At 45.8% G+C, this 21,914-nt stretch carries 16 protein-coding genes and 6 pseudogenes; 15 read left to right on the top strand and 7 right to left on the bottom strand.

What is annotated here, in order from left to right:
• Window positions 1-269 precede the first annotated feature (269 nt).
• The 14 genes and pseudogenes from TZ48_RS04675 (at window position 270) to TZ48_RS04625 (ending at window position 13,438) form a co-directional block, all read left to right on the top strand.
• Window positions 270-1,643, top strand: coding sequence for an MBL fold metallo-hydrolase (locus TZ48_RS04675; protein WP_239670706.1), 1,374 nt, complete (start codon window positions 270-272; stop codon window positions 1,641-1,643).
• A gap of 211 nt (window positions 1,644-1,854) precedes the next feature.
• A complete protein-coding gene (locus tag TZ48_RS04670; protein WP_239670705.1) occupies window positions 1,855-2,673 on the top strand; it encodes an ATP-grasp domain-containing protein in 819 nt (272 codons plus the stop codon).
• A 318-nt stretch (window positions 2,674-2,991) separates the two neighbouring features.
• Window positions 2,992-3,327 carry an oligosaccharide flippase family protein gene (locus TZ48_RS26260; protein ID WP_162674492.1) on the top strand — a complete coding sequence of 112 codons (336 nt, stop codon included), beginning with the start codon at window positions 2,992-2,994 and terminating at the stop codon, window positions 3,325-3,327.
• Window positions 3,296-4,060: an oligosaccharide flippase family protein gene (locus tag TZ48_RS24335; protein WP_162674491.1), complete on the top strand. Its 765-nt coding sequence runs from the start codon at window positions 3,296-3,298 to the stop codon at window positions 4,058-4,060. The genes TZ48_RS26260 and TZ48_RS24335 overlap by 32 nt, the downstream gene beginning before the upstream one ends.
• A 214-nt stretch (window positions 4,061-4,274) precedes the next feature.
• Window positions 4,275-5,396 (top strand): glycosyltransferase, encoded by a 1,122-nt coding sequence (locus tag TZ48_RS04660; RefSeq protein WP_112478406.1) that lies wholly within the window; start codon window positions 4,275-4,277, stop codon window positions 5,394-5,396.
• Window positions 5,397-5,445: 49 nt separating this feature from the next.
• A pseudogene (locus TZ48_RS24745) lies at window positions 5,446-5,676 on the top strand (glycosyl transferase family 1); the annotation flags it as partial.
• Window positions 5,677-5,732: 56 nt separating this feature from the next.
• Entirely contained in the window at window positions 5,733-6,332 is a 600-nt protein-coding gene (locus TZ48_RS24740; protein ID WP_239670704.1) for a glycosyltransferase, read from the top strand.
• Complete coding sequence (locus TZ48_RS24735) at window positions 6,329-6,535, top strand: glycosyltransferase (protein ID WP_239670703.1); 207 nt, start codon at window positions 6,329-6,331, stop codon at window positions 6,533-6,535. Before TZ48_RS24740 ends, TZ48_RS24735 begins: the two co-directional genes overlap by 4 nt.
• Before the next feature lie 9 nt (window positions 6,536-6,544).
• Window positions 6,545-7,636, top strand: a complete 1,092-nt coding sequence (locus TZ48_RS04650) for a glycosyltransferase family 4 protein (RefSeq protein ID WP_112478405.1) — start codon at window positions 6,545-6,547, stop codon at window positions 7,634-7,636.
• Between the two features lie 7 nt (window positions 7,637-7,643).
• A pseudogene (locus TZ48_RS04645) lies at window positions 7,644-8,578 on the top strand (NAD-dependent epimerase/dehydratase family protein).
• Window positions 8,579-8,580: 2 nt separating this feature from the next.
• Window positions 8,581-9,128: pseudogene (locus TZ48_RS04640) on the top strand (sugar transferase).
• Window positions 9,129-9,247: 119 nt separating this feature from the next.
• Window positions 9,248-10,246 carry an NAD-dependent epimerase gene (locus TZ48_RS04635; protein WP_112478404.1) on the top strand — a complete coding sequence of 333 codons (999 nt, stop codon included), beginning with the start codon at window positions 9,248-9,250 and terminating at the stop codon, window positions 10,244-10,246.
• A gap of 260 nt (window positions 10,247-10,506) precedes the next feature.
• The gene (locus TZ48_RS04630; protein WP_420822920.1) at window positions 10,507-12,261 is read left to right on the top strand and encodes a polysaccharide biosynthesis protein; all 1,755 of its coding nucleotides are present in this window, start codon (window positions 10,507-10,509) and stop codon (window positions 12,259-12,261) included.
• Between the two features lie 11 nt (window positions 12,262-12,272).
• A pseudogene (locus TZ48_RS04625) lies at window positions 12,273-13,438 on the top strand (nucleotide sugar dehydrogenase).
• Window positions 13,439-13,521: 83 nt separating this feature from the next.
• On the opposite strand, the gene rraA reads toward TZ48_RS04625, so the two are convergent.
• Window positions 13,522-14,040: a ribonuclease E activity regulator RraA gene (gene rraA, locus TZ48_RS04620; RefSeq protein WP_112478403.1), complete on the bottom strand. Its 519-nt coding sequence runs from the start codon at window positions 14,038-14,040 to the stop codon at window positions 13,522-13,524.
• 79 nt (window positions 14,041-14,119) lie between these two features.
• Complete coding sequence (locus tag TZ48_RS04615; RefSeq protein WP_112478402.1) at window positions 14,120-15,037, bottom strand: 1,4-dihydroxy-2-naphthoate polyprenyltransferase; 918 nt, start codon at window positions 15,035-15,037, stop codon at window positions 14,120-14,122.
• 189 nt (window positions 15,038-15,226) lie between these two features.
• Here TZ48_RS04615 and TZ48_RS04610 point away from each other — a divergent pair, with 189 nt between their 5' ends.
• On the top strand, window positions 15,227-15,529 hold the full coding sequence (locus TZ48_RS04610; RefSeq protein ID WP_112478401.1) for a GIY-YIG nuclease family protein: 303 nt from the start codon (window positions 15,227-15,229) through the stop codon (window positions 15,527-15,529).
• Window positions 15,530-15,577: 48 nt separating this feature from the next.
• Here the strand turns inward: TZ48_RS04610 and hslU are convergent.
• From hslU to priA, 5 genes and pseudogenes are all read right to left on the bottom strand, one after another.
• Window positions 15,578-16,913: pseudogene (hslU, locus tag TZ48_RS04605) on the bottom strand (HslU--HslV peptidase ATPase subunit).
• Between the two features lie 52 nt (window positions 16,914-16,965).
• Window positions 16,966-17,497, bottom strand: a pseudogene (hslV, locus tag TZ48_RS04600) (ATP-dependent protease subunit HslV).
• Window positions 17,498-17,654: 157 nt separating this feature from the next.
• Complete coding sequence (locus TZ48_RS04595) at window positions 17,655-18,203, bottom strand: SPOR domain-containing protein (protein ID WP_112478400.1); 549 nt, start codon at window positions 18,201-18,203, stop codon at window positions 17,655-17,657.
• 81 nt (window positions 18,204-18,284) lie between these two features.
• Window positions 18,285-19,292 carry a DNA-binding transcriptional regulator CytR gene (cytR, locus tag TZ48_RS04590; protein ID WP_112478399.1) on the bottom strand — a complete coding sequence of 336 codons (1,008 nt, stop codon included), beginning with the start codon at window positions 19,290-19,292 and terminating at the stop codon, window positions 18,285-18,287.
• Between the two features lie 313 nt (window positions 19,293-19,605).
• Window positions 19,606-21,807: a primosomal protein N' gene (gene priA, locus TZ48_RS04585; RefSeq protein WP_112478398.1), complete on the bottom strand. Its 2,202-nt coding sequence runs from the start codon at window positions 21,805-21,807 to the stop codon at window positions 19,606-19,608.
• Window positions 21,808-21,914: the final 107 nt, after the last annotated feature.

The raw sequence follows: 21,914 nt of genomic DNA, 5'->3' as shown, positions 1-21,914 counted from the left end.
AGTTTCTCTCCCGGCTGTTTTTTATGCTCGACCGACTCAATGAGCAATAGGAGGCAGCGTGCTGTTTATTACCAACCGAACTCCCATCCAATCTGCGCGTTCTAGACAGAATCGCAAAATCGCATTCAACACTCACAATACCGATGTCTGGAAATGGCTCTATTTTTGCGAGCGGCGCAAAGAAGACGATCATGTTGAGACCCTCTCCTGCGCTTTTTTCGCAAGGGTTAAGGCGTTTCCTAAACAAGCACAGTCAACAAGGAGCGAGAATGCCAATGTCTAAAAAAGCGGTATCACTCACCAATGAGGTAAGCGTGATACATCATGGTGGCAAGGTATCTGTGACGGGCTCGTGCCATGAGCTGAATGTGAAGAGGAACTCGTTACTCATTGATTGTGGTCTGTTTCAAGGGAAAGATGCCAAACAGGGCTCGCTAGATATTGAGTTTGCGATCTCTCACATTCGTGCGTTAGTGCTTACTCATGCCCATATCGACCATATAGGCCGACTTCCTTGGTTGGTGGCGGCTGGCTTTCGAGAGCCGATATATTGCACACAGGCAACGGCGCATTTAGTCCCGCTTATGCTAGAAGATGGACTCAAGTTTCAAGCAGGTCTGACCCAGTCTCAACGAACGCATATTGTGCAGTGGATTGCTCGTAAGCTTCGAGCAGTGAAATACAACGAGTGGGTTCCCATCAAAGATGCCCAGCAAGGTTACTTTACTCATATTCGGTTTCAGCCTGCTGGTCATATACTCGGTAGTGCTTATGTCGAAATCATGCTTCCTAACAAAGAGGTGGTGGTATTTTCTGGGGATCTTGGGCCAAGCCACACTCCATTGCTGCCCGATCCTAAGCCGCCCAAGCGTGCTGACTATCTGTTTTTGGAATCCACCTATGGGGATAAGCATCATGAAGACGTTGAAACCCGCTCTAAGCGACTGCTTGAGATCATTCAGCGTAGCCTTAGAGACGGGGGCGTCATTTTAATTCCTGCGTTTAGCATTGGGCGAACCCAAGAACTGCTGTTTGATATAGAAAACTTGCTGTCGCAACATCAGCTAAGTGAGCGCTTACCTATTATTGTGGATTCACCACTCGCGGCAAAGGTGACCAATGCCTATCGGCGTTACCGTAAGCTTTGGAGTAGAGAAGCAAAAGCGAAGGTCTTGCGTGGGCAGCGCCCGCTCAGCTTTGATCAATGTATTGTGGTGGAATCTCACCGAGAGCACGCAAGGCTTGTTAATCGCCTCAAGACCAGCGGTGAACCTGCGATAGTGATTGCGGCTTCTGGTATGTGTCAGGGTGGACGTATTGTGGATTACCTAAAAGCGCTACTGCCTGACGAAAGAACCGATGTGGTGTTTTGTGGTTATCAGGCTGGTGGTACGTTAGGGCGTGAGATTCAGAGCGGATGTGCTTCAGTGACAATCGAGGGGCGGCAAGTTGATGTCAGTGCCAAGATACATTCGATGTCTGGGTATTCTGCACATGCTGATCAGCAAGATCTGCTTAAGTTTGTGGCAGGGTGTTTAAGCCAGCTGAAACAACTTCATCTGATCCACGGTGAACTCGATAGAAAGCAGCGCTTTGCCACAACAGTTGAACTCGCTAGTCCCAACTTGAACATTATAGTTTGATAAGTTGACAGCCTGAATGAACTTGAAATGTTCGCGCTAGATTGATAACTCAGGTACAATTTGGCGCTATTATCTTGCCATTTTAAGTCACTTTATAGGGTGTGATAATGTCAGTGTGAATTGAGGCTTTTGGGGGCGTGACTCAAGGGCGGTAGCGTTGTGTAGACTGAATCATGCTTGCTAAAGCAGGCTGATACTTTGAGATATTCTGATGAAAATACCAGAGAGAAAACCTAAAATTGCGATACACCATGAGGAAGGAAGCTTCAGCCATAGGTGGATAGAGTATTGTAAAGACAATGGTATTGACTATAAGTTAGTGGATTGCTATTCAACGTCAATCATTAGCGATTTGACGGACGTGGATGCATTGCTTTTTAATTGGTGGCATCACAACACCAAGGCTCGTCTATTTATGCACCAGTTAACCTTGTCTTTAGAAATGAAAGGGATATTGGTATTTCCAAGCTCTCGTACCGCATGGCACTATGATGATAAGGTTGGGCAAAAGTATTTACTGGAAGCGATCGATGCTCCTGTTATAAAAACATACTCTTTTTATGAAAAAGAAGCCGCACTGGAGTGGCTGAAAAAAACCTCCTATCCCAAGGTATTCAAACTCAGAGGCGGCGCTGGTTCGAATAATGTAAAGTTGGTGCCTGATATTTCTTCTGCTACATCTCTAGTCAATAAAGCATTTTCCAGCGGCTTCCCGTATGTAAATAAAGTGGGAATACTGAGCGATAGACTTGATGAACTCAAGCGTAATAAAAGCCTTAGCTCCTTTATTGGTGTTATTAGAGCTCTGGGAAGGCAAGTTATATCAACCGAACAAGATAAAGCTATGGGGCGTGAAATAGGGTATGTTTACTTTCAAGATTATATTGATGGCAATGACAGCGATATAAGAGTTATCGTTGTTGGAAAGCGAGCCGTTGCAATCAAAAGATATACTCGAGAGAATGACTTTAGAGCTTCTGGGAGCGGCATTATTTCATATGATGTTAAAGAAATAGACCCAAGTGTATAGAAGTTGCTTTTGATGTCACTCAACGTCTTGGTTGTCAATCTTTAGCGTTTGATTTTGTCTTTCAAAATGGTGAGCCGCTAATAGTTGAAATTAGCTATGCATTCTCGATAGTGCCATATGATAGTTGTATGGGCTACTGGGACGAAAACATGGAATTCCATGTCGAAAAAGTAAATCTTCAAAAATATATTATTGAAGATTTGATGCAGGAAATAAGAGGTGGCTTGAATTGAGAATATGTATAAATTTAAATTTTTAAGATGTTTCTCTGAAGAAAAGTTGAGCTTTAAACTATAATTAATAACGCCAAAAAATCCTATGTCAAAACTGAAAGCCGTATTAAGTAATTTGTTCAGTTTTGGGGTGATCGACTTTCTTGGTCTGATTATGCCAATTATTGTAATGCCTATCCTAACTCGAACGTTGGGGGAGAATGGGTATGGAAATTACTTGTTAGTTTTAACGATTTTGTACTTTGGTCATACCATCATTGACTATGGTACTCAGTATACCGCGGTAAGAAAAGTTGCCAACCACCAAGGTGATATCGATAAGCAGAAGTTGATATATGGACAGACACAAGGGTTAAGAGTGGTTTTGGCGGCGTTTTTATATTGTCGCTGTGCTGATCTATGGATATATTTTCTTAGATGAAGCGCTATTAACTTTATTAGCCGTATCTGCTGTGCCGTATTTGTTTGGTTACTCTTTAACGCCTGTCTGGTTTTTTCAGGGGATAGGGAGTATGGCACTGGTTACTAAAGTAACGATGGTGAGCAAATTGCTCAACCTTATAGTGATTGTTTTTTTTGTTAAAAATGAGTCAGATATCGGGCTGGCTTTAAGTGCTGTGACTCTGCCCATGTTCCTCGGGGGTGTATGGCTAGCTCTGCACTGTAAACGTTGTAGAGGGCTCCAGATAAATATTGGCTTTAATTTCTTTTCTGCAATGAGAGAAGGGATGAGTGTCTTTATTGGTTTACTTGCCCCCAATTTTTACAATGCGATTCCTACGATAGCCCTTGGAACCTCGTATCCGCCAGAACAGTTTGCGAAGTTTGCGGTGGCATCAAGATTGTGCTCTGTCGTTATTTCTATACAAAACATACTAGCAAAATCCGTCTACCCGGTACTTGCTCGAATGAGGGAAAGTCAGGTAGGAAGACTAGTAGTAGCAAATCTGGCTGTTAGCCTTCCACCACTTATTTATATCTATTTCTTTGGTGAAGCAACGCTCACTTTCTTTTTGGGGGATGGCTTTGGTTCTTCTAATGAGTATCTCACTATTTTGATGATTGGCGTCGTATTTGTGGGGCTTTCAAATGCTACAGTCAAGGGTACTTTTTGCCGAAGGGGATGGACAAATTATATCGAGATGTGTCTTTAAGGGTGTCAATCGTTTCAGGTGTCCTAGCCACTGTATTGATTAGTAATTTTGGCTTACTTGGTGGTGCAATAGGGATCACTGTTGCACGGTTGTTGTTCTTTGTTGACTACTACTGGGTTTATCGGCGCACATGCCCTAACTAGTTATGACGTCATTGTTTCTTGTATCAATTGACGGATTGGCACTAATAATTTCTTTATGCGAAGTAAATAAAATGAACAATAAAAAAATCACTTTCGTTATCAGCACGCTCGCAGGCGGTGGTGCTGAAGGCGTCTGTGTGAATGTGGCAAATGGTTTGGTCGCATCAGGATGGAGTGTTGATTTGGTTATCCTTCATACTAAGGAGGCGACCTATCTGAAAAGGTTAGATCCAAGAATACATTTGGTTGTTCTTGGGGTAGACAATGCGCGCCATGCTCCTATTCCTTTACTAAAGTATGTGCGTAAATATCAACCGCAGCAAATGCTAGTTTTTAATTACGAGCTGTCTGTTATTTTGGTGATGTTACGTAGCATGTTTGGTTTTAAAACTAAGATTTTGGCTCGCAATATTAATACATTTTCCAAAAATACGAATCAAGTCACAGGTTTTTGGCAGCGACGTATTATCCGTCCGTTGATCAACCACTTCTACTGCAAGGTCGATCATGTGATTAACCAATGTCAAGATATGCGTACAGACTTGTTGTCGGTTTTTCCTCAGTTAGAAAGCAAATCAAATGTCATTTATAACCCGGTAGCAAATCATGTAGAGGCCTATGCGGCAGCGAATGATTTATCTCAACAGACAAAGCAAGATTACTTTCTTTGCGTTGGTCGGCTTGAACAGCAAAAAGCATTTCACTATGCCATCGAGGCGTTTTCAAAAATCGCTCAGCGATACCCCTCTCTAAGGTTGAAAATTGTGGGGCAGGGCAGTTTAGAATCTGATTTAAAGCAACTGGCGAATGATCGAAAGGTACTTGATAGGGTTGATTTTGAGGGTTTTCAGTCTGATATGATTCCGTATTACGTTCATGCTAAAGCGACGTTATTGACTTCTCTTTACGAAGGATTTCCTAATGTGCTGGTGGAATCAACGACATTAGGTACTCCGGTCATTGCATTCGATTGTCAAAGTGGCCCTCGAGAAATTATTTTGCCCGGCATTAATGGCTATTTAGTGGAGTACCAGTCGATCGAAGGTTTGGTCGACGCATGCGATGCTTTTTTAGCAGGCGCTATTTCTTCTGAACAGGTTAGAGAGAGTGCTTCCCGTTATGCAACGAAGCAGATAGTTAAAGAGTATGAGACTGTGTTGGGCTGCCCGCCTTTTGAGCCATCAGTGAAATAAGGAATAGTAGTGCCTAAGCAAACTGTATTACATATTATCACTGGTTTAGATGAGGGGGGCGGAAGCGCTACTTTATCGTCTGTGTCAGTCTGACAATTGCTGCAATCATGTTGTTGTTTCGATGATGGATAAGGGTAAGTATGGTCCTCTGCTCGAGCAGGAGGGGATTGAAGTCTTTACCCTTGATTTACCTAGAGGAAGAGTGCGTTTTTCGGCGTTGCGAAACTTATACCGATTGTTAAAGCGTATCCAACCCGATGTTGTACAAACTTGGATGTATCATGCTGACTTGATTGGTGGCATTGTTGCCCGCTTGGCTGGTGTTTCTCAGCTTGTATGGGGGTTCATCAGTCTAACTTGGCCAGAGGTGAGTCGAAGCGCTCAACTATCTGGGTGGCAAAGCTCAATGCTCTGTTATCTCGATTTGTACCTGATAGGATCATATATTGTGCTGAGAAGGCTCGCTCGGTACAGGAAGACATCGGCTATGTTGCCTCAAAGGGCGCGGTGGTACAAAACGGCTATGATGTTGATGACTTTGCTGTAGACATGGCTTCACGAGCCACGTTTCGTCAACAATTGGCTTTGACTGAGCATGAGTTTCTGGTTGGTCATGTTGGCCGGTACCATCCCTTTAAAGATTACCCCACATTGACGTCTGCGATAAACACGTTGGTACAAAGCGACGTGAGTTGCACATTTACTTTAGTCGGTCACGAGTTAACTCGTGAGAACAAAGATTTGATGGAGCAACTTACCGATGAGTCGAAGAAAGCTGTCAAGCTTCTTGGCCGAAGAAGTGATGTACCAGCCGTCATGAATGGTATGGATCTTTTTGTCCTTTCGTCGGCAAGTGAAGCATTTCCTAATGTACTTAATGAAGCGATGGCTTGTGGCACTCCATGTGTTACGACTGACGTTGGTGACGCAGCTTGATTGTTGGTGACACCGGTTGGGTTGTACCAAGAAAGGATCCTGATGCGTTAGCCAGTGCTGTGCTAGAAGCGATGAGTGAGCGGGAGTCAAACCCGGAAGCTTGGAAAGCGCGAATGAGCGCATGCCGTCAAAGGATAGTAGACAATTTTAGTCTATCTAAAATGATTTCTGGCTATCACCAAGTTTGGTTCGATAAGGCATAGCATCTAATTATGAAGTTCGTTCATTTTATTACCCGCTCCGACACGATTGGAGGGGCTCAGAAGTACATTCTAGAGACTTCAAAGCAATTACTTGATGATGGGCATTCGGTTTCTGTGGTTGCGGGTGGAAGTGGTCCTTTGAGTGAAAGGGCTGAGAGGCTTGGAATGGATTACATCAGTCTTCCAAACCTCGTTAGGGAGATTTCCCCGTTAGCTGATCTAAAATGTCTATTTACGATTCGACGAGAAATCTTGGCGTGTAAACCCGACGTTGTACTCATCCACTCAGCAAAAGCAGGCCTATTGGGTCGACTCGCGCTATTGTTAACTGGATGCCGGGTGATTTTTATTGCCCACGGCTGGTCGAATATTCGTGTTGCAACCGGGTTGGGACGCGTTTTCTATTCGAAAATGGAGCAGTTTTTGAGTCTCTGTTGTTATCGTGTGGTGTGTATTTCAGAAGAAGATACTAAGTTTGCGACCAGGCAACTTGGTATATCCCCCGGGAAGTTATCGCTTATTTATAATGGAGTTCGACAGCCTGAAGAGAGAGTTGAACGGCTACCTGAATCGAGCACGCTTCGCATGCTAACGGTCACTCGTTTCCAAGCTCCGAAAGACTTTGATACGCTTTTGGCGTCACTGGTTAAAATATCCTCGCTCAATTGGACATTAACCGTGCTGGGGGAAGGGCCGGAATTGGAGACCTATCGTCAGAGGATTGAGGCGCTCGGGCTTAAGGGTAAAATCTCCATTCTGGGCTTTAAGACAGATCTTGCGCCTTATTACTGTAGCCATGATCTCGTTCTTTTAGTTTCAAATTCAGAGGGGTTGCCGCTGTCGCTTATCGAAGCGATGTCTTTCAAAAAGCCTGTTGTTGCGACGGCTGTGGGTGGGATCCCTGAACTTATTGAAGAGGGCATAAATGGTTATCTCATCCCTGATAAAGACAGCGAGCATCTGGCATTTTGTTTGTCAAAACTCTGCCAAATGAGTGCGACAGAGTTATCTGAATTAGGGGAGCATTCTTATCAGCGTTATAAGGCCAAATTTTCTTTTGACCTGATGATGAGTCGGTTATACAACTTGTGCCAGTCTTGAGGTTGGAATGAAAATATTACTTACAGGAGCCTCTGGTTTTGTTGGTCGACACTTGGTGGAGACGTTCTCAGAGCAATATGAGCTTCGTTTAGTTCAGCGTAAAAACAGTGAAATAATGGATGACTTTGCTCATTTAGAGCGCTTTGTTATTAGTGGTGGGATCGATAGCACTACTTGCTGGGCAGGGGCGTTTGATTCAGTCAAAGCTGTGATTCACTTAGCTGGCGTAGCTCACAATAGGCATCAGACTCAACAAGATTTTCAGGAAATCAATACAGAAGGCACGTTACATCTCGCTCGAGAAGCGGCCAAATCTGGCGTTGAGCGTTTTGTTTTTGTTAGTTCAATTGGTGTAAATGGCTCGTCTACGGAAGAGTCTCCTTTTTGCTGCCATGATGAAGCAGATCCGCAAAACCCGTATGCCCAATCTAAATTAGATGCAGAGCTTGGGCTTAAAAAAATTGCTGAAGATACTGGACTAGAAGTTGTTATCGTGCGCCCTCCATTGGTTTATGGAGCTAACGCCCCAGGCAACTTTGGCATGTTGCTCAAGTTAATCACTAAGGTGCCTGTTTTACCCTTTGGGGGGCAACCAATAGACGTGACTTCATCGCAGTAGATAACCTCACTGATTTTTTGATTACGTGCGCTGTGCATCCTAAAGCGCCCAACAACACTTTTTTAGTCTCTGATAATGATACGGTTTCTATTAAAGAGTTTACGAGTTTAATGGCAGAGGGTATAGGGAAAAAAGTCTATCAAGTGCCGATACCGGTTAGTCTTATGCGGTTAGTTGGTCGTTTGTTAGGTCGAACCTCATTAATTGAACAGCTTTTTGGCAATTTGGAGGTAGAATCCTCACTTGCTGGGCGAGTTCTTGGATGGAAACCACCGGTCACAATGAAGCAGGCTATGATGTCTCTGCGTAAAGTAAGTAAGTGAATATGATCCGATTGTTAGATATTTTTGCAGCCTTTTTGGGGCTTATTGTTCTTTGGCCTATTTTATTGGTTGTTATACTCGTCGGTTTTTTTGATACCGGCTCACCTATTTTTGTTCAAGAGCGGGTCGGGCGTTACAAAAAGCCGTTCAAGCTCATTAAATTTCGGACTATGTCTGTGGAGACTGAGTCTGTCGCGAGTCATTTGGCCAGCCAAGCTTCGATCACTAAATTAGGCCGTTTTTGCGCAAAACAAAGCTCGATGAGTTACCGCAGTTGGTCAATGTTTTGAAAGGTGAAATGAGTTTGGTGGGACCAAGACCCAATCTGTTTAATCAACATGAACTGATTAAAGAGCGTGATTCTTTGGGTGTTTATGACGTAAGACCTGGCATAACCGGTTTGGGGCAAGTGCAGAACATCGATATGTCTACACCACAACTTCTCGCTGAAACGGATAAGAAAATGATTGATAACCTGACATTGAAGTCATACTTCAAGTATATATTGATGACAGTCACGGGCAGTGGTTCTGGGGATGCAATTCGCTAGTCTCAAAATAGAGCATATGCCTATTTGCAACTTTGTCGGTAGTGGCATGCGTTGTGGTTAAGAAACAAAATGAAGAGCAACGGCTCTCTCTAGTGCCGTTTAAGAGTTAAGGTAAATTTATGAAGTATTTAGTCACGGGAGCTGCTGGTTTTATTGGAGCCGCCGTTGCACATCGATTATGTGAGATGGGGCATACAGTAGTTGGCATAGATAACCTGAATACTTACTATGATGTAAACTTAAAGTTAGAGCGACTTCAGTCGCTAAAAATGCACTACAACTTTACGTTTTTAACTTTAGATTTGTTTGAAAAGGCTTCTGTAGCCTCTTTGTTTCAGGTTGAGAAGTTTGACAAGGTGATTCACCTAGGCGCTCAGGCGGGTGTGCGCTTTTCCCTCGAGAACCCGAATGCCTATTCCGACGCCAATCTAGCTGGACATATCAATATTCTGGAAGGCTGTCGTCATAATAATGTTCAACACTTAATTTATGCATCCAGTAGTTCAGTTTACGGCATGAATACACAGCAACCGTTTAAGGAGTCCCACGCAGTAGATCATCCCGTATCTCTGTATGCTGCAACTAAGAGGGCTAACGAGCTCTTATCTCATACATATTCCCACCTATATGGTATTCCAACCACTGGATTAAGGTTCTTTACCGTTTATGGACCTTGGGGTCGCCCCGATATGGCGCCCTTTAAGTTTACTAAGGCGATTGCTGAGGGCAAAGCTATCGATGTATACAATCACGGTGATATGTACCGTGATTTCACATATATCGATGATATTGTTGAGGGAATTGTCCGCGTCCAAGGTGTTATTCCAGTAAAGGATGATGCAACGCGAGATACGCCAAACAGCAGTGATGCCCCTTATTCTATTTATAATATTGGTAATGGGTCACCTGTTAGACTTATGGACTTTATAGAGGCTATTGAAGAGTCTTTGGGCGTGGAGGCGAAAAAGAACTATATGCCAATGCAGCCTGGTGATGTTCCGTCAACATGGGCATCGACGGAGGAGCTATATAAAGCGACAGGTTACAAGCCGGTTGTTGATATCAAAACTGGCGTTGATAAGTTTGTGTCGTGGTATAAGGACTTTTATGGCATTTAACTCGCTTAGGAATGGCAGTTTTTGCTCTTTTCCATTTAAGAGTGAACCGTTTTGATAAAGCATGGCGTGCAGTAATGCTGAATTTTGAATAGAGGTCTATTCGTGTTTTCTCTAGATCCTATCTGGGCTATGCCTAGATCAATAAAAAGAGTAGTGAGTGTGATAGTTGATATCGCATTTATCGTGCTCTCTTTTTGGGCTGCATTCTATTCTAGAATGGGGCAGTCGAACAGTTTTGGCTTGACCACGAGTACTGGTATGTGTTGCTCGCGGTGGTTTTGGTCACGTTGGCGACATTTGTCCATATAGGCTTGTATCGTGCAGTATTACGATACCTTAGTCTGCAGGCCGTAGTTATCATTGCCTTTGGTTCAGCCGTGTCAGCGCTATCAATTGTGCTTTTCTCATACTATTTTCAGGTTTTCCTCCCTCGCTCAGTCCCCGTCATTTATGCGACATTCTTGATGTGCTTGAGTGGCGGTTCTCGTTTGTTGGTTCGCTTTTTAATTTCAGATTTATTGGCTGTTGGACGCACACCTGTTCTCATTTATGGCGCGGGCAAAGCCGGAAGAGAGCTAAATAATGTCCTCTCTCAAGGAGAAGAATATCGGGTTTCTGCTTTTGTTGATGATAATCGGAAAATGCACAAAACCACTATTCAGGGTGTGACGATTTACCGAACTAAGTATCTAAGCAAACTGATTGATAAACACAACATCAAGAAAGTACTTCTTGCTATGCCTTCTGCTTCAAGAAGCGAGCGTAAGGCGGTGATTGAGCGTTTATCAAAGTTCCCTGTGGAAGTAATGACTGTTCCCAACTTGAGCGATATTGTTAACGGCGAATATCAGATAGGGCAGTTAAAAGAAGTGGCTATCGAAGATTTACTTGGTCGTGATCCTGTGGAGCCGAACCAGAGTTTGCTAGAAAAAAACGTTAAGCACAAAACGGTGATGGTTACTGGCGCTGGTGGTTCTATTGGCTCAGAGCTGTGTAGGCAGATTATAAAGCATGAGCCAACGACTTTGGTGCTGTTTGAGGCTTCTGAATTCTCTCTTTATAGTATTGATCGGGAGTTAAGACATTCCACAATCGGTACGCGAGTTGTCCCTATCATGGGGAATGTACAAGACCAGCAAAGACTAACAAAGGCGATGTCTGAGTTTAAAGTCGATACTGTTTATCATGCCGCCGCATACAAACATGTTCCACTCGTTGAGTACAATGTGTCTGAAGGGGTGAACAACAATATTTTGGGCACTTATCGAACGGCTTGTGCTGCTATTGAAGCTAGGGTTTCATCATTTGTGTTAATCTCAACTGATAAGGCGGTTCGTCCTACAAACGTCATGGGGACAACAAAGCGTCTTGCGGAATTGGGGTTGCAAGCACTTGCTAAAGGCTACCAGACGCAGCATCAAACCCTGTTTTCTATGGTGCGCTTTGGTAACGTATTAGGCTCTTCCGGCTCTGTGATCCCTTTGTTTAACGCACAAATTGCCAAAGGTGGACCGGTTACGGTCACTCATAAAGACATTATTCGTTACTTTATGACCATTCCTGAGGCAGCGCAGCTGGTGATTCAGGCTGGCGCGATGGCAAAGGGTGGTGACGTATTTGTGCTCGATATGGGGGAGCCAGTTCGAATTTCTGACCTAGCGAAAAACCTTATTCACTTGTCGGGTCTTGAGGTGAAAGATGACCTTAACCCGGAGGGCGACATTGAAATCCTCTATACGGGTTTAAGACCGGGTGAAAAGCTGTTTGAAGAACTTCTGATTGGCGATAGTGTCTCCAAGACGTCTCACGATCGCATCATGACCGCCCAAGAGGTATCAATGGAGCAAGCCGAATACAATCAGTTACTTGACGATTTGCAGCAAGCGGCACAAGATTATGATCAACAAGCGTTGCGACAGCTCATGTTACAAGCACCAACGGGCTTTGTGCCTACTGATGGCATTGGTGACTTAGTTTGGGCTCAATCTAACGTCAACAAATCACAAACAAATTAAAAGACAGAACTATGAAAATTGCAGTTGCGGGAACAGGCTATGTAGGCCTATCGAATGCGATGTTACTGGCTCAAAACCATGAGGTAGTAGCGGTCGATATCAATGCAGAAAAAGTCGAGATGCTGTGTAATAGGCAGTCACCGATTGTCGATAGCGAAATTGAAGCGTTTCTAAAGCGAGACGATCTCAACTTCACGGCAACGCTGGACAAAGAGTTGGCGTATCGCGGTGCTGACTATGTGATTGTGCTACGCCGACAGATTATGATCCGCAGACTAACTACTTTAATACAGGCTCTGTTGAGGCTGTCATTAAAGATGTAATTGCGGTGAATCCGGATGCAGTGATTGTGATTAAATCGACCATTCCAGTTGGCTATACGGTACGCGTTCGTGAAGAGCTGGGTACTGACAATGTGTTTTTCTCTCCGGAGTTTCTGCGCGAAGGCAGTGCTCTGTATGACAACCTTAATCCATCTCGCATCATTATTGGTGAGCGCAGTGAGCGCGCCAAAGTGTTTGGTGACTTGCTGGTAGAGGGCGCGCAGAAAGAAAACATTGATGTACTGTATACCGACTCGACTGAAGCGGAAGCAGTGAAGCTGTTCTCCAATACCTATCTAGCGATGCGTGTGGCGTATTTTAACGAGCTTGATTCGTATGCGGAAGCCCACGGGTTAGATACGCGTCAAATCATTGAAGGTGTAGCACTAGACCCACGTATTGGAGGCCACTACTGCAACCCATCTTTTGGTTATGGCGGTTACTGCCTACCAAAAGACACTAAGCAGCTTTTGGCGAACTATCAAGAAGTGCCGAACAACATCATCGGTGCCATCGTGGATGCAAACCGCACTCGTAAGGACTTTATTGCCGAGTCGATTATGAAGCGTAACCCTAAGGTGGTGGGTGTGTATCGTTTGATCATGAAGTCGGGCTCGGATAACTTCCGCGCATCGAGCATTCAGGGCATTATGAAACGTTTGAAAGCTAAGGGTATTGAGGTCATCGTTTATGAACCTGTACTCAAAGAAGAGCATTTCTTCCACTCGCGTGTTATTCAAGATGTGGATGCCTTTAAGCAAGAAGCTGACTTGATTATCTCTAACCGCATGTTGCCAGAGTTGGAAGATGTCGCGGATAAAGTGTATACGCGTGACTTGTTTGGTAATGACTAGACGCGTTCGTTAATAGACAGATAAATAGAGAAACGGGAGCAATGATGCTCCCGTTTTTTGTTCTTGTGTTTGCTGTTACGCAATCACTCTTCGGTTTCTTCAGCCTCTTCGTCATCAAAACTTACATCGAGTGGTTCTTGTGACAGGATGATCCCCGTATTATCGGCATAGACGTAGTCTTCTGGTAAAAAGGTGACACCACCAAAGTTGACTGGCACATCCACTTCCCCGACTTCTGACTGCGCCGCACCAACAGGAATAGAGGCCAGCGCTTGGATGCCCAAATTCATGTCTTCAAGCTCGTCGACTTCACGAATGCAGCCATAGACAATAATGCCTTCCCATTCGTTGTCCTCTGCTAATTGAGCGATTTCCGCATCTATAAGGGCTTTTCGCAGTGAACCACCGCCATCAATCAACAGAACGCGACCCACGCCGTCTTGCTCTAAAATGTCGCGTATTACACCGTTATCTTCAAAGCATTTTACGGAAGTCACTTGACCTGCAAATGAGGCTCTGCCGCCAAAATTGCTAAACATTGGCTCGACAACATCTACTTGATCTAGGTAGATATCACATAGGGCTGAAGTACTGTATTCCATGGCGGCTCTTCTATGCAGTTTTCAAAAGGGATAAATCGAGTATATCGGTTGAATAGGTCAATGCAATGACAAGGCTCAATTAAGTGATCAGAGTTTGAGCTATAACCACACCAGAAAACAAGATGTTGGTGACTAATGAGCACTTCACCACAATTGGCATCATTGGGGCGATCTGTGCTGGCTGTGTGGTCTGCCATACCGCGGTACCGTGTTTGATGACAACCACTAGACTCAGCACAAAAGGCAGGCTTATCCAAATTGGTGACTGCTGCACCGACAGATACATCGCAAACGCGCTTACCGCAACAGCAAGTAGGGCAAAATGATACAACTTAGCCTTGCGCTCACCAAGACGTACTGCAACGGTACGTTTACCGCAAGCGCTGTCGTTTTCGATGTCGCGCATGTTGTTGACGTTGAGCACGGCTACGGCGAGTAGGCCGCAGCCAATGGCTGGCAAAAAGAGCAGCGTATCTAGGTGGCCGGTGTGAAGAAAATAAGTTCCAGAGACGCCAAGCAAACCAAAGAAGATAAACACTGAAATGTCACCAAGTCCTACATAACCATAAGGTTTGTTGCCAACGGTATAGGCGATAGCTGCTGCGATAGCGAGCACGCCAAGACCAATAAAGGCGAGGATGTTTTGCAGCGATTCAAGGGCGTGTAGCACCAAAAATAACCCAGAAGCGACAGTCAGAACCACATTCAGGATGATGGCTTTTTTCATTTCTCGCTGCGTGACTTCTCCAGACTGAATGGCGCGCATCGGTCCCAGCCTGTTTTCGTTGTCGGTGCCTTTTACTGCATCGCCATAGTCATTGGCAAGGTTAGATAGGATTTGCAGCAAAGTCGCAGTTAGCAGCGCGAGCAGCGCCACACTCCATGACATTTCGCCTTTGGAAAAGGCAAGGGCACTGCCGGTGATGATAGAAACCAGCGCCAGCGGCAATGTTTTAGGTCTTGCGGCATCGAGCCAAATACGAAAAGAAGAAGTCATGATTACGCTATGAATGAACTGTTTAAAGTAAGTATACGGCAAAATGGGAAGTGGCTAAATACGCACACTAATTATGGTTTTAGTATGGGATTAGTATGATATTGAGGGATGTGTGAAGTGCGCTGAAATTCTTCATGGTTAAGCGGTATAGCATGTGGCGCTTGGCTAGGGGAAACAAGAGAAAACAAAATGAACCCAAACAAGACTAACAAACCGTGTGTTTACATTACGACCTCAAAGGGACGTGGTGTGGTTTATATCGGAGTGACAGCCGACCTTTCGAAGCGCATTTGGAAACATAAACACGGTATGACGGAAGGTATCGTTAAAAAGTATCAAGTTAATCAGCTCGTGCATTACGAGTGGTTCGACACAATGGAAGAGGCGGCTTCGAGAGAGTTGCAACTGCGTCACTGGAAAAGGGCTTGGAAGAACGACTTGGTAACGACGAACAATCCCTACTGGAAGGACTTAAGTCACGAACTGTGGTAAATAAAAAACGGCACGATGAGTGCCGTTTTGTGGTTTATCAAGGAAAGATTAAAGAATAAAGCGACTCAAATCTTCATCTTCAACAAACTCACCTAACTTCGATTTCACGTAGCCAGAATCAATCACCAATTTAGAACCAGGCTTGTCAGTCGCTTCAAATGAAATCTCATCCATTAGACGCTCCATCACAGTGTGAAGGCGACGCGCACCGATGTTCTCGGTAGTCTCGTTCACTGTCCACGCTGCATCCGCGATCTGTTGGATGCCGTCGGTGGTAAATTCAACATCGACGTCTTCCGTCTTCATCAGCGCGATGTATTGCTCTGTCAGTGAGGCCTTTGGCTCGGTTAGGATGCGTTTAAAGTCATCGCTGCTCAGCGCTTCTAGCTCAACACGAATTGGCAGACGGCCTTGTAATTCTGGAATAAGATCCGACGGCTTAGCCACTTGGAACGCACCAGAGGTGATAAACAGAATGTGGTCTGTTTTCACCATGCCGTGTTTGGTTGAAACGGTGCTGCCTTCAATCAGTGGTAGCAGATCGCGCTGTACGCCTTCGCGTGATACATCAGGGCCCGATGCTTCACCACGCTTACAGATTTTATCGATCTCATCAATAAACACGATGCCGTTGTTTTCAACGTTATAGATCGCTTGTTCTTTTAGCTCTTCTTGATTCACCAGCTTCGCAGCTTCTTCTTCGACAAGGGCTTTGAAAGCATCTTTTAATTTTGAGCTTGCGTTTCTTCTTGGTGTCACCGCCAAGATTTTGGAACATGCTCTGCAGCTGGTTTGTCATCTCTTCCATGCCAGGAGGAGCCATGATCTCCACGCCCATCTGAGGTGCTGCGGTTTCAATGTCGATCTCTTTGTCATCAAGCTTGCCCTCGCGCAGCTTCTTGCGGAAGATTTGGCGAGTGTTAGACGAAGAGTCATCTGGCTGCTCGTTTTGACCCCAAGCATCACGTGCTGGTGGTAGTAGGGCATCAAGAATGCGCTCTTCCGCCTGCTCTTCGGCGCGGAATTTTACTTTTTCCATCGCTTGCTGGTGGGTCATCTTGATCGCCACATCTGTGAGGTCACGGATGATGGTTTCTACTTCTTTACCCACGTATCCGACTTCGGTGAACTTAGTCGCTTCGACTTTGATAAACGGAGCATTAGCGAGTTTCGCTAGGCGGCGTGCAATCTCGGTTTTACCTACACCCGTTGGGCCGATCATTAAGATGTTCTTTGGTGACACTTCAGCACGTAAGCTCTCTTCAAGCTGCATGCGACGCCAGCGGTTACGCAGTGCGATAGCAACAGAGCGCTTAGCTTTGTCTTGGCCAATGATGTGGCGGTTTAACTCATGAACAATCTCGCGAGGGGTCATCTCAGACATAATTAATTCCTTACAAAAAATCAGACACTATTTGGTTTTTGGAACGCGCGAATCACGCGTCGCTTTCTAGTTCTTCAATAGTGTGGTGATGGTTGGTGAACACACAAATATCGCCAGCAATCTTCAGTGCTTTCTCAGCGATCTCGCGCGCATCTAATTCAGTGTTTTCTAGTAGTGCAGTCGCAGCGGCCTGCGCAAAGTTACCACCAGAGCCAATCGCAATCAGGTCATTTTCTGGCTGAACCACGTCACCGTTACCGGTGATAATCAGTGAAGCCGTTTCATCCGCTACCGCCAAGAGCGCTTCTAGTTTGCGAAGTGCACGGTCGCTGCGCCAGTCTTTAGCAAGCTCAACGGCTGCCTTTGGTTAGGTGGCCTTGGTGCATTTGCAGCTTGCTTTCAAAACGTTCAAATAGAGTAAACGCGTCAGCCGTACCGCCAGCAAAACCTGCGAGTACTTGGTTGTTGTAGAGTCTGCGAACCTTACGGGCATTGCCTTTCATTACGGTGTTGCCCAGGGATACTTGTCCATCACCCGCGATCACGACTTTGTTGTTACGACGCACAGATACAATAGTAGTCACGACGTTTGCCTCTTTTTGGTTTTAATTTGGTTATGGAATGGATATGTGGACGCGAAGAGTGGAATTCAAGGGGAAGAGTTTTTCGGGATGTAAACGAAATCAGCCCCTGTTGTGAGGGGCTGATTATTGGTTGTTTTTTGCTGGTGAGCTTCAGTACTTACTGCGCTTCTTTCCAAATAGCACAAGGCTCAATCTTAGCGCGCTGTAACTTATGCTTATCACGCTCCGCATCACGTTTGAGCTTGTAAGGGCCCAATACCACTCTAAACCAACTGCTGCCTTCTTTTTTACGGATCTGGCTCGAGATGCCTTGGAAGGCAATGTCTAGTTTACGAGCTTCCGCCTGTGCTAGCGTTTTGTACGCGCCGCATTGCATGATGTAAGGGATCTTGGAAACCACTTGCTCTTTGGCTTTCACCTCAACCTCACGCTTTGGTAAGGTTTCCACGTAGTCCCACTTTTCTTCAGGTGGTGGTGGAATTGGTTTCGCTGGCTTTGGCTTCGGCTTAGGTGCTGGTGTGGTGGCCACAGGAGCAGGTTTGGATGGCTCTGGGTCGTTACTCAGTAAATACAACCCGTAGCCAAATGCACTGGCGAGCAAAATGGCTAGCAAGCCACTGCGCCAGGGTTTCTTACCGGAAGTCTTCTTTTTTGCAGGGCGACGGCTGGTGCCTTTGCCCCGTCTTACATAGTCTCGGTTTGCCACTTAGATTGGTTCTGATTGAAATAACTCACTGACCTCATGGTAAATACCGCAAGGTCAAGTTGCAAGTCAGTATCGCGCCAACTATAAGATTCTTGGAGGAGCCGCACTGTCGCGGATCACAAGTTCGGTATCCAATAAGCGAGAGCCTGCACGAACGTCTGCACCCTTGAGGACTTCTAGCATCATATACATCGCTTGGCGACCAATCTCATAACGCGGTTGAGAGATAGTCGTTAGTGGTGGATCGCAGTATTGAGCAAACTGAATGTCATCAAAACCCACGACAGATAAATCTTGAGGAACTCGCAATCCGAGCTTCTTCGCTTCTTGCATAGCACCAATCGCCATCACGTCGTTGTGACAGAATATTGCGGTTGGCGGCTCAGGTAGAGCAAGTAAGGTGCGAACCAATCGCGCGCCTGCTTCAAATGTGAAGTCACCTTTGACTGTGTAAGCTGGATTCATCGGCAGGCCAGCTCGGCGCAGCGCTTGCTGGTAGCCTTGCTGTCTGAAACGACACAAAAATGCGGTGTCAGGACCGGCGATTTGCGCAATGCGCTTATGACCCAAATTCGAAAGGTAATTAACGGCCTCAAATGCTGAAGTGAGGTTATCAATATGAACCGTTGGCAGCTCAAGCTCTGGTGCAAACTCACACGCCATCACAATCGGTGGCAAGTTCTTTTGCTCAGGCTTACTGATATCAAACGGAAGATCCGTACCAAGTAGCAGCATTCCATCAGCTTGTTTGGTAAACACGAGATTTACAAATGAGGTTTCACGTTTTTTCGACTGACCACTGTCACCCAGTAATACCAGGTAACCATGTTCCATCGCGGCATCTTCAATACCACGAATGATCTCGGAAAAATACGGGTCGCAAATGTCGGGAACAATCGTCACTATGGTTTTGGATTCATTTCTGCGAAGATTGCGTGCGAGTGAATTGGGCGAATAACCAGCTTCCAAAACAGCATCTTCAACACGTTTACGCGTAGAAGATGACACTTTTTCTGGGTTCATCAAAGCTCTCGAAACCGTAGCCGTTGAGACGCCTGCAAGCTGGGCAACATCCTTCATTGTCGCCATAAACGTGTGTCCTCTCTCTGTATGTCTGAACCTGTAGGGAAGTTCTATTATTTATTGTTATCTTTCCCTGTAGGTTATTCTTGTGTTAAATGATTAATTTATCTAGTAAATAGATTTATAAGATCTATTTTTACAATCATGAACCAATACTAAATATTATTCATTTCTCGAATGAAAGTTACGGCCTGATTAACAGATTTTGCAAAACAATTGTGAAGCATATCACAACTAGCGCCGCTTATGGTTTTGTCATTAACCATTTTGCCTGGTGTCTAGTGCCTGGTGCCTGGTGCCTTGGGTAAAGAATTGGCATTTAGCTGAGGTCTTGCGGCTCAACATCCAGTGACCAGCGCACTTTTTTGGCTAAAGGTAACTGGGCAATCACGGGTTTGGCCGCGCTGATGATCTTCTGCATTTGCGGGCGACTTGGTACTTGCAATACCAGCTGCCATCTCGCTTTCCCGGCGCGTTTCGCAATGGGTGCAGGGGTCGGACCTAGCACCATACAGGCGTTATCAAAGAGCGGATGTGCCTCCAATGAGTAGCGTACTTGCCTTAAGAAGTTCTCGACATCGTTACTGTTGTTGGCTTCGGCACGAACCAAAGTCAAAAAGCTAAATGGAGGCAACTTGGCTAGCTTACGCTCTTCAATCACCGTTTCGGCAAAATGTCGGTAGTCTTTGTGCAATAGGCTTTGCAGTAGCGGGTGTTCTGGGTGGTGAGTTTGCAGCAGTACTTCGCCTGGCTTGCTGGCGCGGCCGGCACGTCCAGCAACTTGTATAAAGAGCTGCGCAAGTCTTTCTGAGGCTCTGAAGTCACTGCTGTACAGCGAACCATCGACATCCAACAGCGCCACAAGCGTCACATTGGGGAAGTGGTGCCCCTTGGCGAGCATTTGGGTACCAATCAAGATTTGATACTCATTCTTCTTAATCGCATCCAATGCGGCCTCAAGGCTGCCTTTGCGCCTAGTGCTATCACGGTCGATACGAATGGTATTGTATTCGGGAAATAAGCTCTCTAGCTGTGCCTCTAATTGTTCAGTCCCCACGCCCACGGTGACCAATTGATGCGAACCGCAGCCTTCACACTGATGGACGATAGGGCGCTGCGAGCCACAATGGTGACAGCGAATTTCATTACTTGATTGGTGATAGGTGTAGTACGCATCACAGCGGTGACACTCTGCGGTCCAGCCACATTCGTGGCACATCAGGGCAGGGCTAAACCCACGGCGGTTCAAGAACAACATGACCTGGTTGCCCGCCTCTAAATGGCGGCGCAGCTCGGCGATAAGCGGTGCCGAGAGTCCAGCTTCAAGAAACTGACCTTTGACATCAATCACTTTATTGGTGGTCGGAACGGCGAGTCCTGCGCGCTGGCTGAGGATCAAATGATGATACTTTCCAGCGAGTGCGTTTTGCAGTGTTTCGATACACGGCGTCGCAGAGCCTAAGATGATTGGGATCTGCTCTTTGTTCGCACGCATTACCGCGACGTCGCGAGCATGATAACGCAGGCTATCTTGCTGTTTGTACGATGTATCGTGCTCTTCATCGACAATAATGATGCCGAGATCGGCAAACGGTGTCAGCAGTGCTGAGCGAGTGCCGATAACAATGCCGGCGACCTTATCACGTGCACTTAACCAAGCATTGAGACGCTCGGTATCATTGAGTCCGGAGTGGATGACCTCAATCGGCACATTAAAGCGTTTACGAAAGCGGTTTATAGTCTGTGGCGTGAGACCAATTTCCGGTACCAGAACCAAAGCTTGCTGGCCGCGCTCTAATACGGGCTTAATCATTTGCAGGTAAACTTCGGTCTTACCTGAGCCCGTGACCCCTTCAAGCAGGTAGCAACCAAATTCGGTCTGGCTATTCACGGACGCGATAGCCACTGCCTGTTCGGCATTTAGGCGAAGATCGAGTGGATCGTTGCAGATCGCCTCTGGCCAAGTGGTGGACTGCGTCTGCTTCTCGATGGATGTGATCCAGCCTTTCTCTGTCAACGTCTTAAGTACGGTCGTGCTGACATCATTATCGACAAAGGCTTGATGCGAGCATGGCCCTGCTTCGAGCATACTCATGACTTTGGCTTGCTTTACCGCGCGACCAAATCCAGAGATGAGCTGATTTTTACCCGACTCCGTGATGTGCCATTCAACCGTCGCCGCAAACTCTGCAGGTTTACCTTTGCGCAGTGCGGCGGGTAGTGCATTACTTAACGTGTCCCCTAGCGGATACTGGTAATAAAGGCTGCACCAGGAGATAAGCTCGAACAGCGGTTTAGACCAGACCGGTGAGCTGTCGAGCGCTGCTTTTATTGGCTTAAGTTTTTCTATCGGAAATTCAGATTCGTGGCTGAACGCTATCACAATACCGACCAAGGTCTTTGGCCCAAAAGGGACAGACACTCTTCCGCCAACCACTGGAAACAGATGGGCAGGAACTAGGTAGTCGAACTGTTTGTCGAGTGGCACAGGTAAGGCCACGCGAGCGACATTTGGGCGCATAATGAGGTCGATATTGATAAAGTAGAGGACTATTCTAACGGTATGGGCAGCCTTGTATAGACTGCGAAATCAATTTATCGGTTAAGGGACACCAAAGGTGGCGAAAA

This window comes from Vibrio variabilis (genome assembly GCF_003263785.1).
GTDB lineage: Bacteria > Pseudomonadota > Gammaproteobacteria > Enterobacterales > Vibrionaceae > Vibrio > Vibrio variabilis.
This window is presented reverse-complemented; position numbering and strand designations above follow the sequence as displayed.

Coding starts and splice junctions, on each gene's coding strand:
- TZ48_RS04675 (WP_239670706.1), top strand. CDS start 270: ATGCCAATGTCTAAAAAAGCGGTATCACTCACCAATGAGGTAAGCGTG.
- TZ48_RS04660 (WP_112478406.1), top strand. CDS start 4,275: ATGAACAATAAAAAAATCACTTTCGTTATCAGCACGCTCGCAGGCGGT.
- rraA (WP_112478403.1), bottom strand. CDS start 14,040: ATGGAATACAGTACTTCAGCCCTATGTGATATCTACCTAGATCAAGTA.
- TZ48_RS04635 (WP_112478404.1), top strand. CDS start 9,248: ATGAAGTATTTAGTCACGGGAGCTGCTGGTTTTATTGGAGCCGCCGTT.
- TZ48_RS04650 (WP_112478405.1), top strand. CDS start 6,545: ATGAAGTTCGTTCATTTTATTACCCGCTCCGACACGATTGGAGGGGCT.
- cytR (WP_112478399.1), bottom strand. CDS start 19,292: ATGGCGACAATGAAGGATGTTGCCCAGCTTGCAGGCGTCTCAACGGCT.
- TZ48_RS04610 (WP_112478401.1), top strand. CDS start 15,227: ATGAACCCAAACAAGACTAACAAACCGTGTGTTTACATTACGACCTCA.
- priA (WP_112478398.1), bottom strand. CDS start 21,807: ATGCGCCCAAATGTCGCTCGCGTGGCCTTACCTGTGCCACTCGACAAA.
- TZ48_RS04670 (WP_239670705.1), top strand. CDS start 1,855: ATGAAAATACCAGAGAGAAAACCTAAAATTGCGATACACCATGAGGAA.
- TZ48_RS24740 (WP_239670704.1), top strand. CDS start 5,733: ATGGGGGTTCATCAGTCTAACTTGGCCAGAGGTGAGTCGAAGCGCTCA.
- TZ48_RS04615 (WP_112478402.1), bottom strand. CDS start 15,037: ATGACTTCTTCTTTTCGTATTTGGCTCGATGCCGCAAGACCTAAAACA.
- TZ48_RS26260 (WP_162674492.1), top strand. CDS start 2,992: ATGTCAAAACTGAAAGCCGTATTAAGTAATTTGTTCAGTTTTGGGGTG.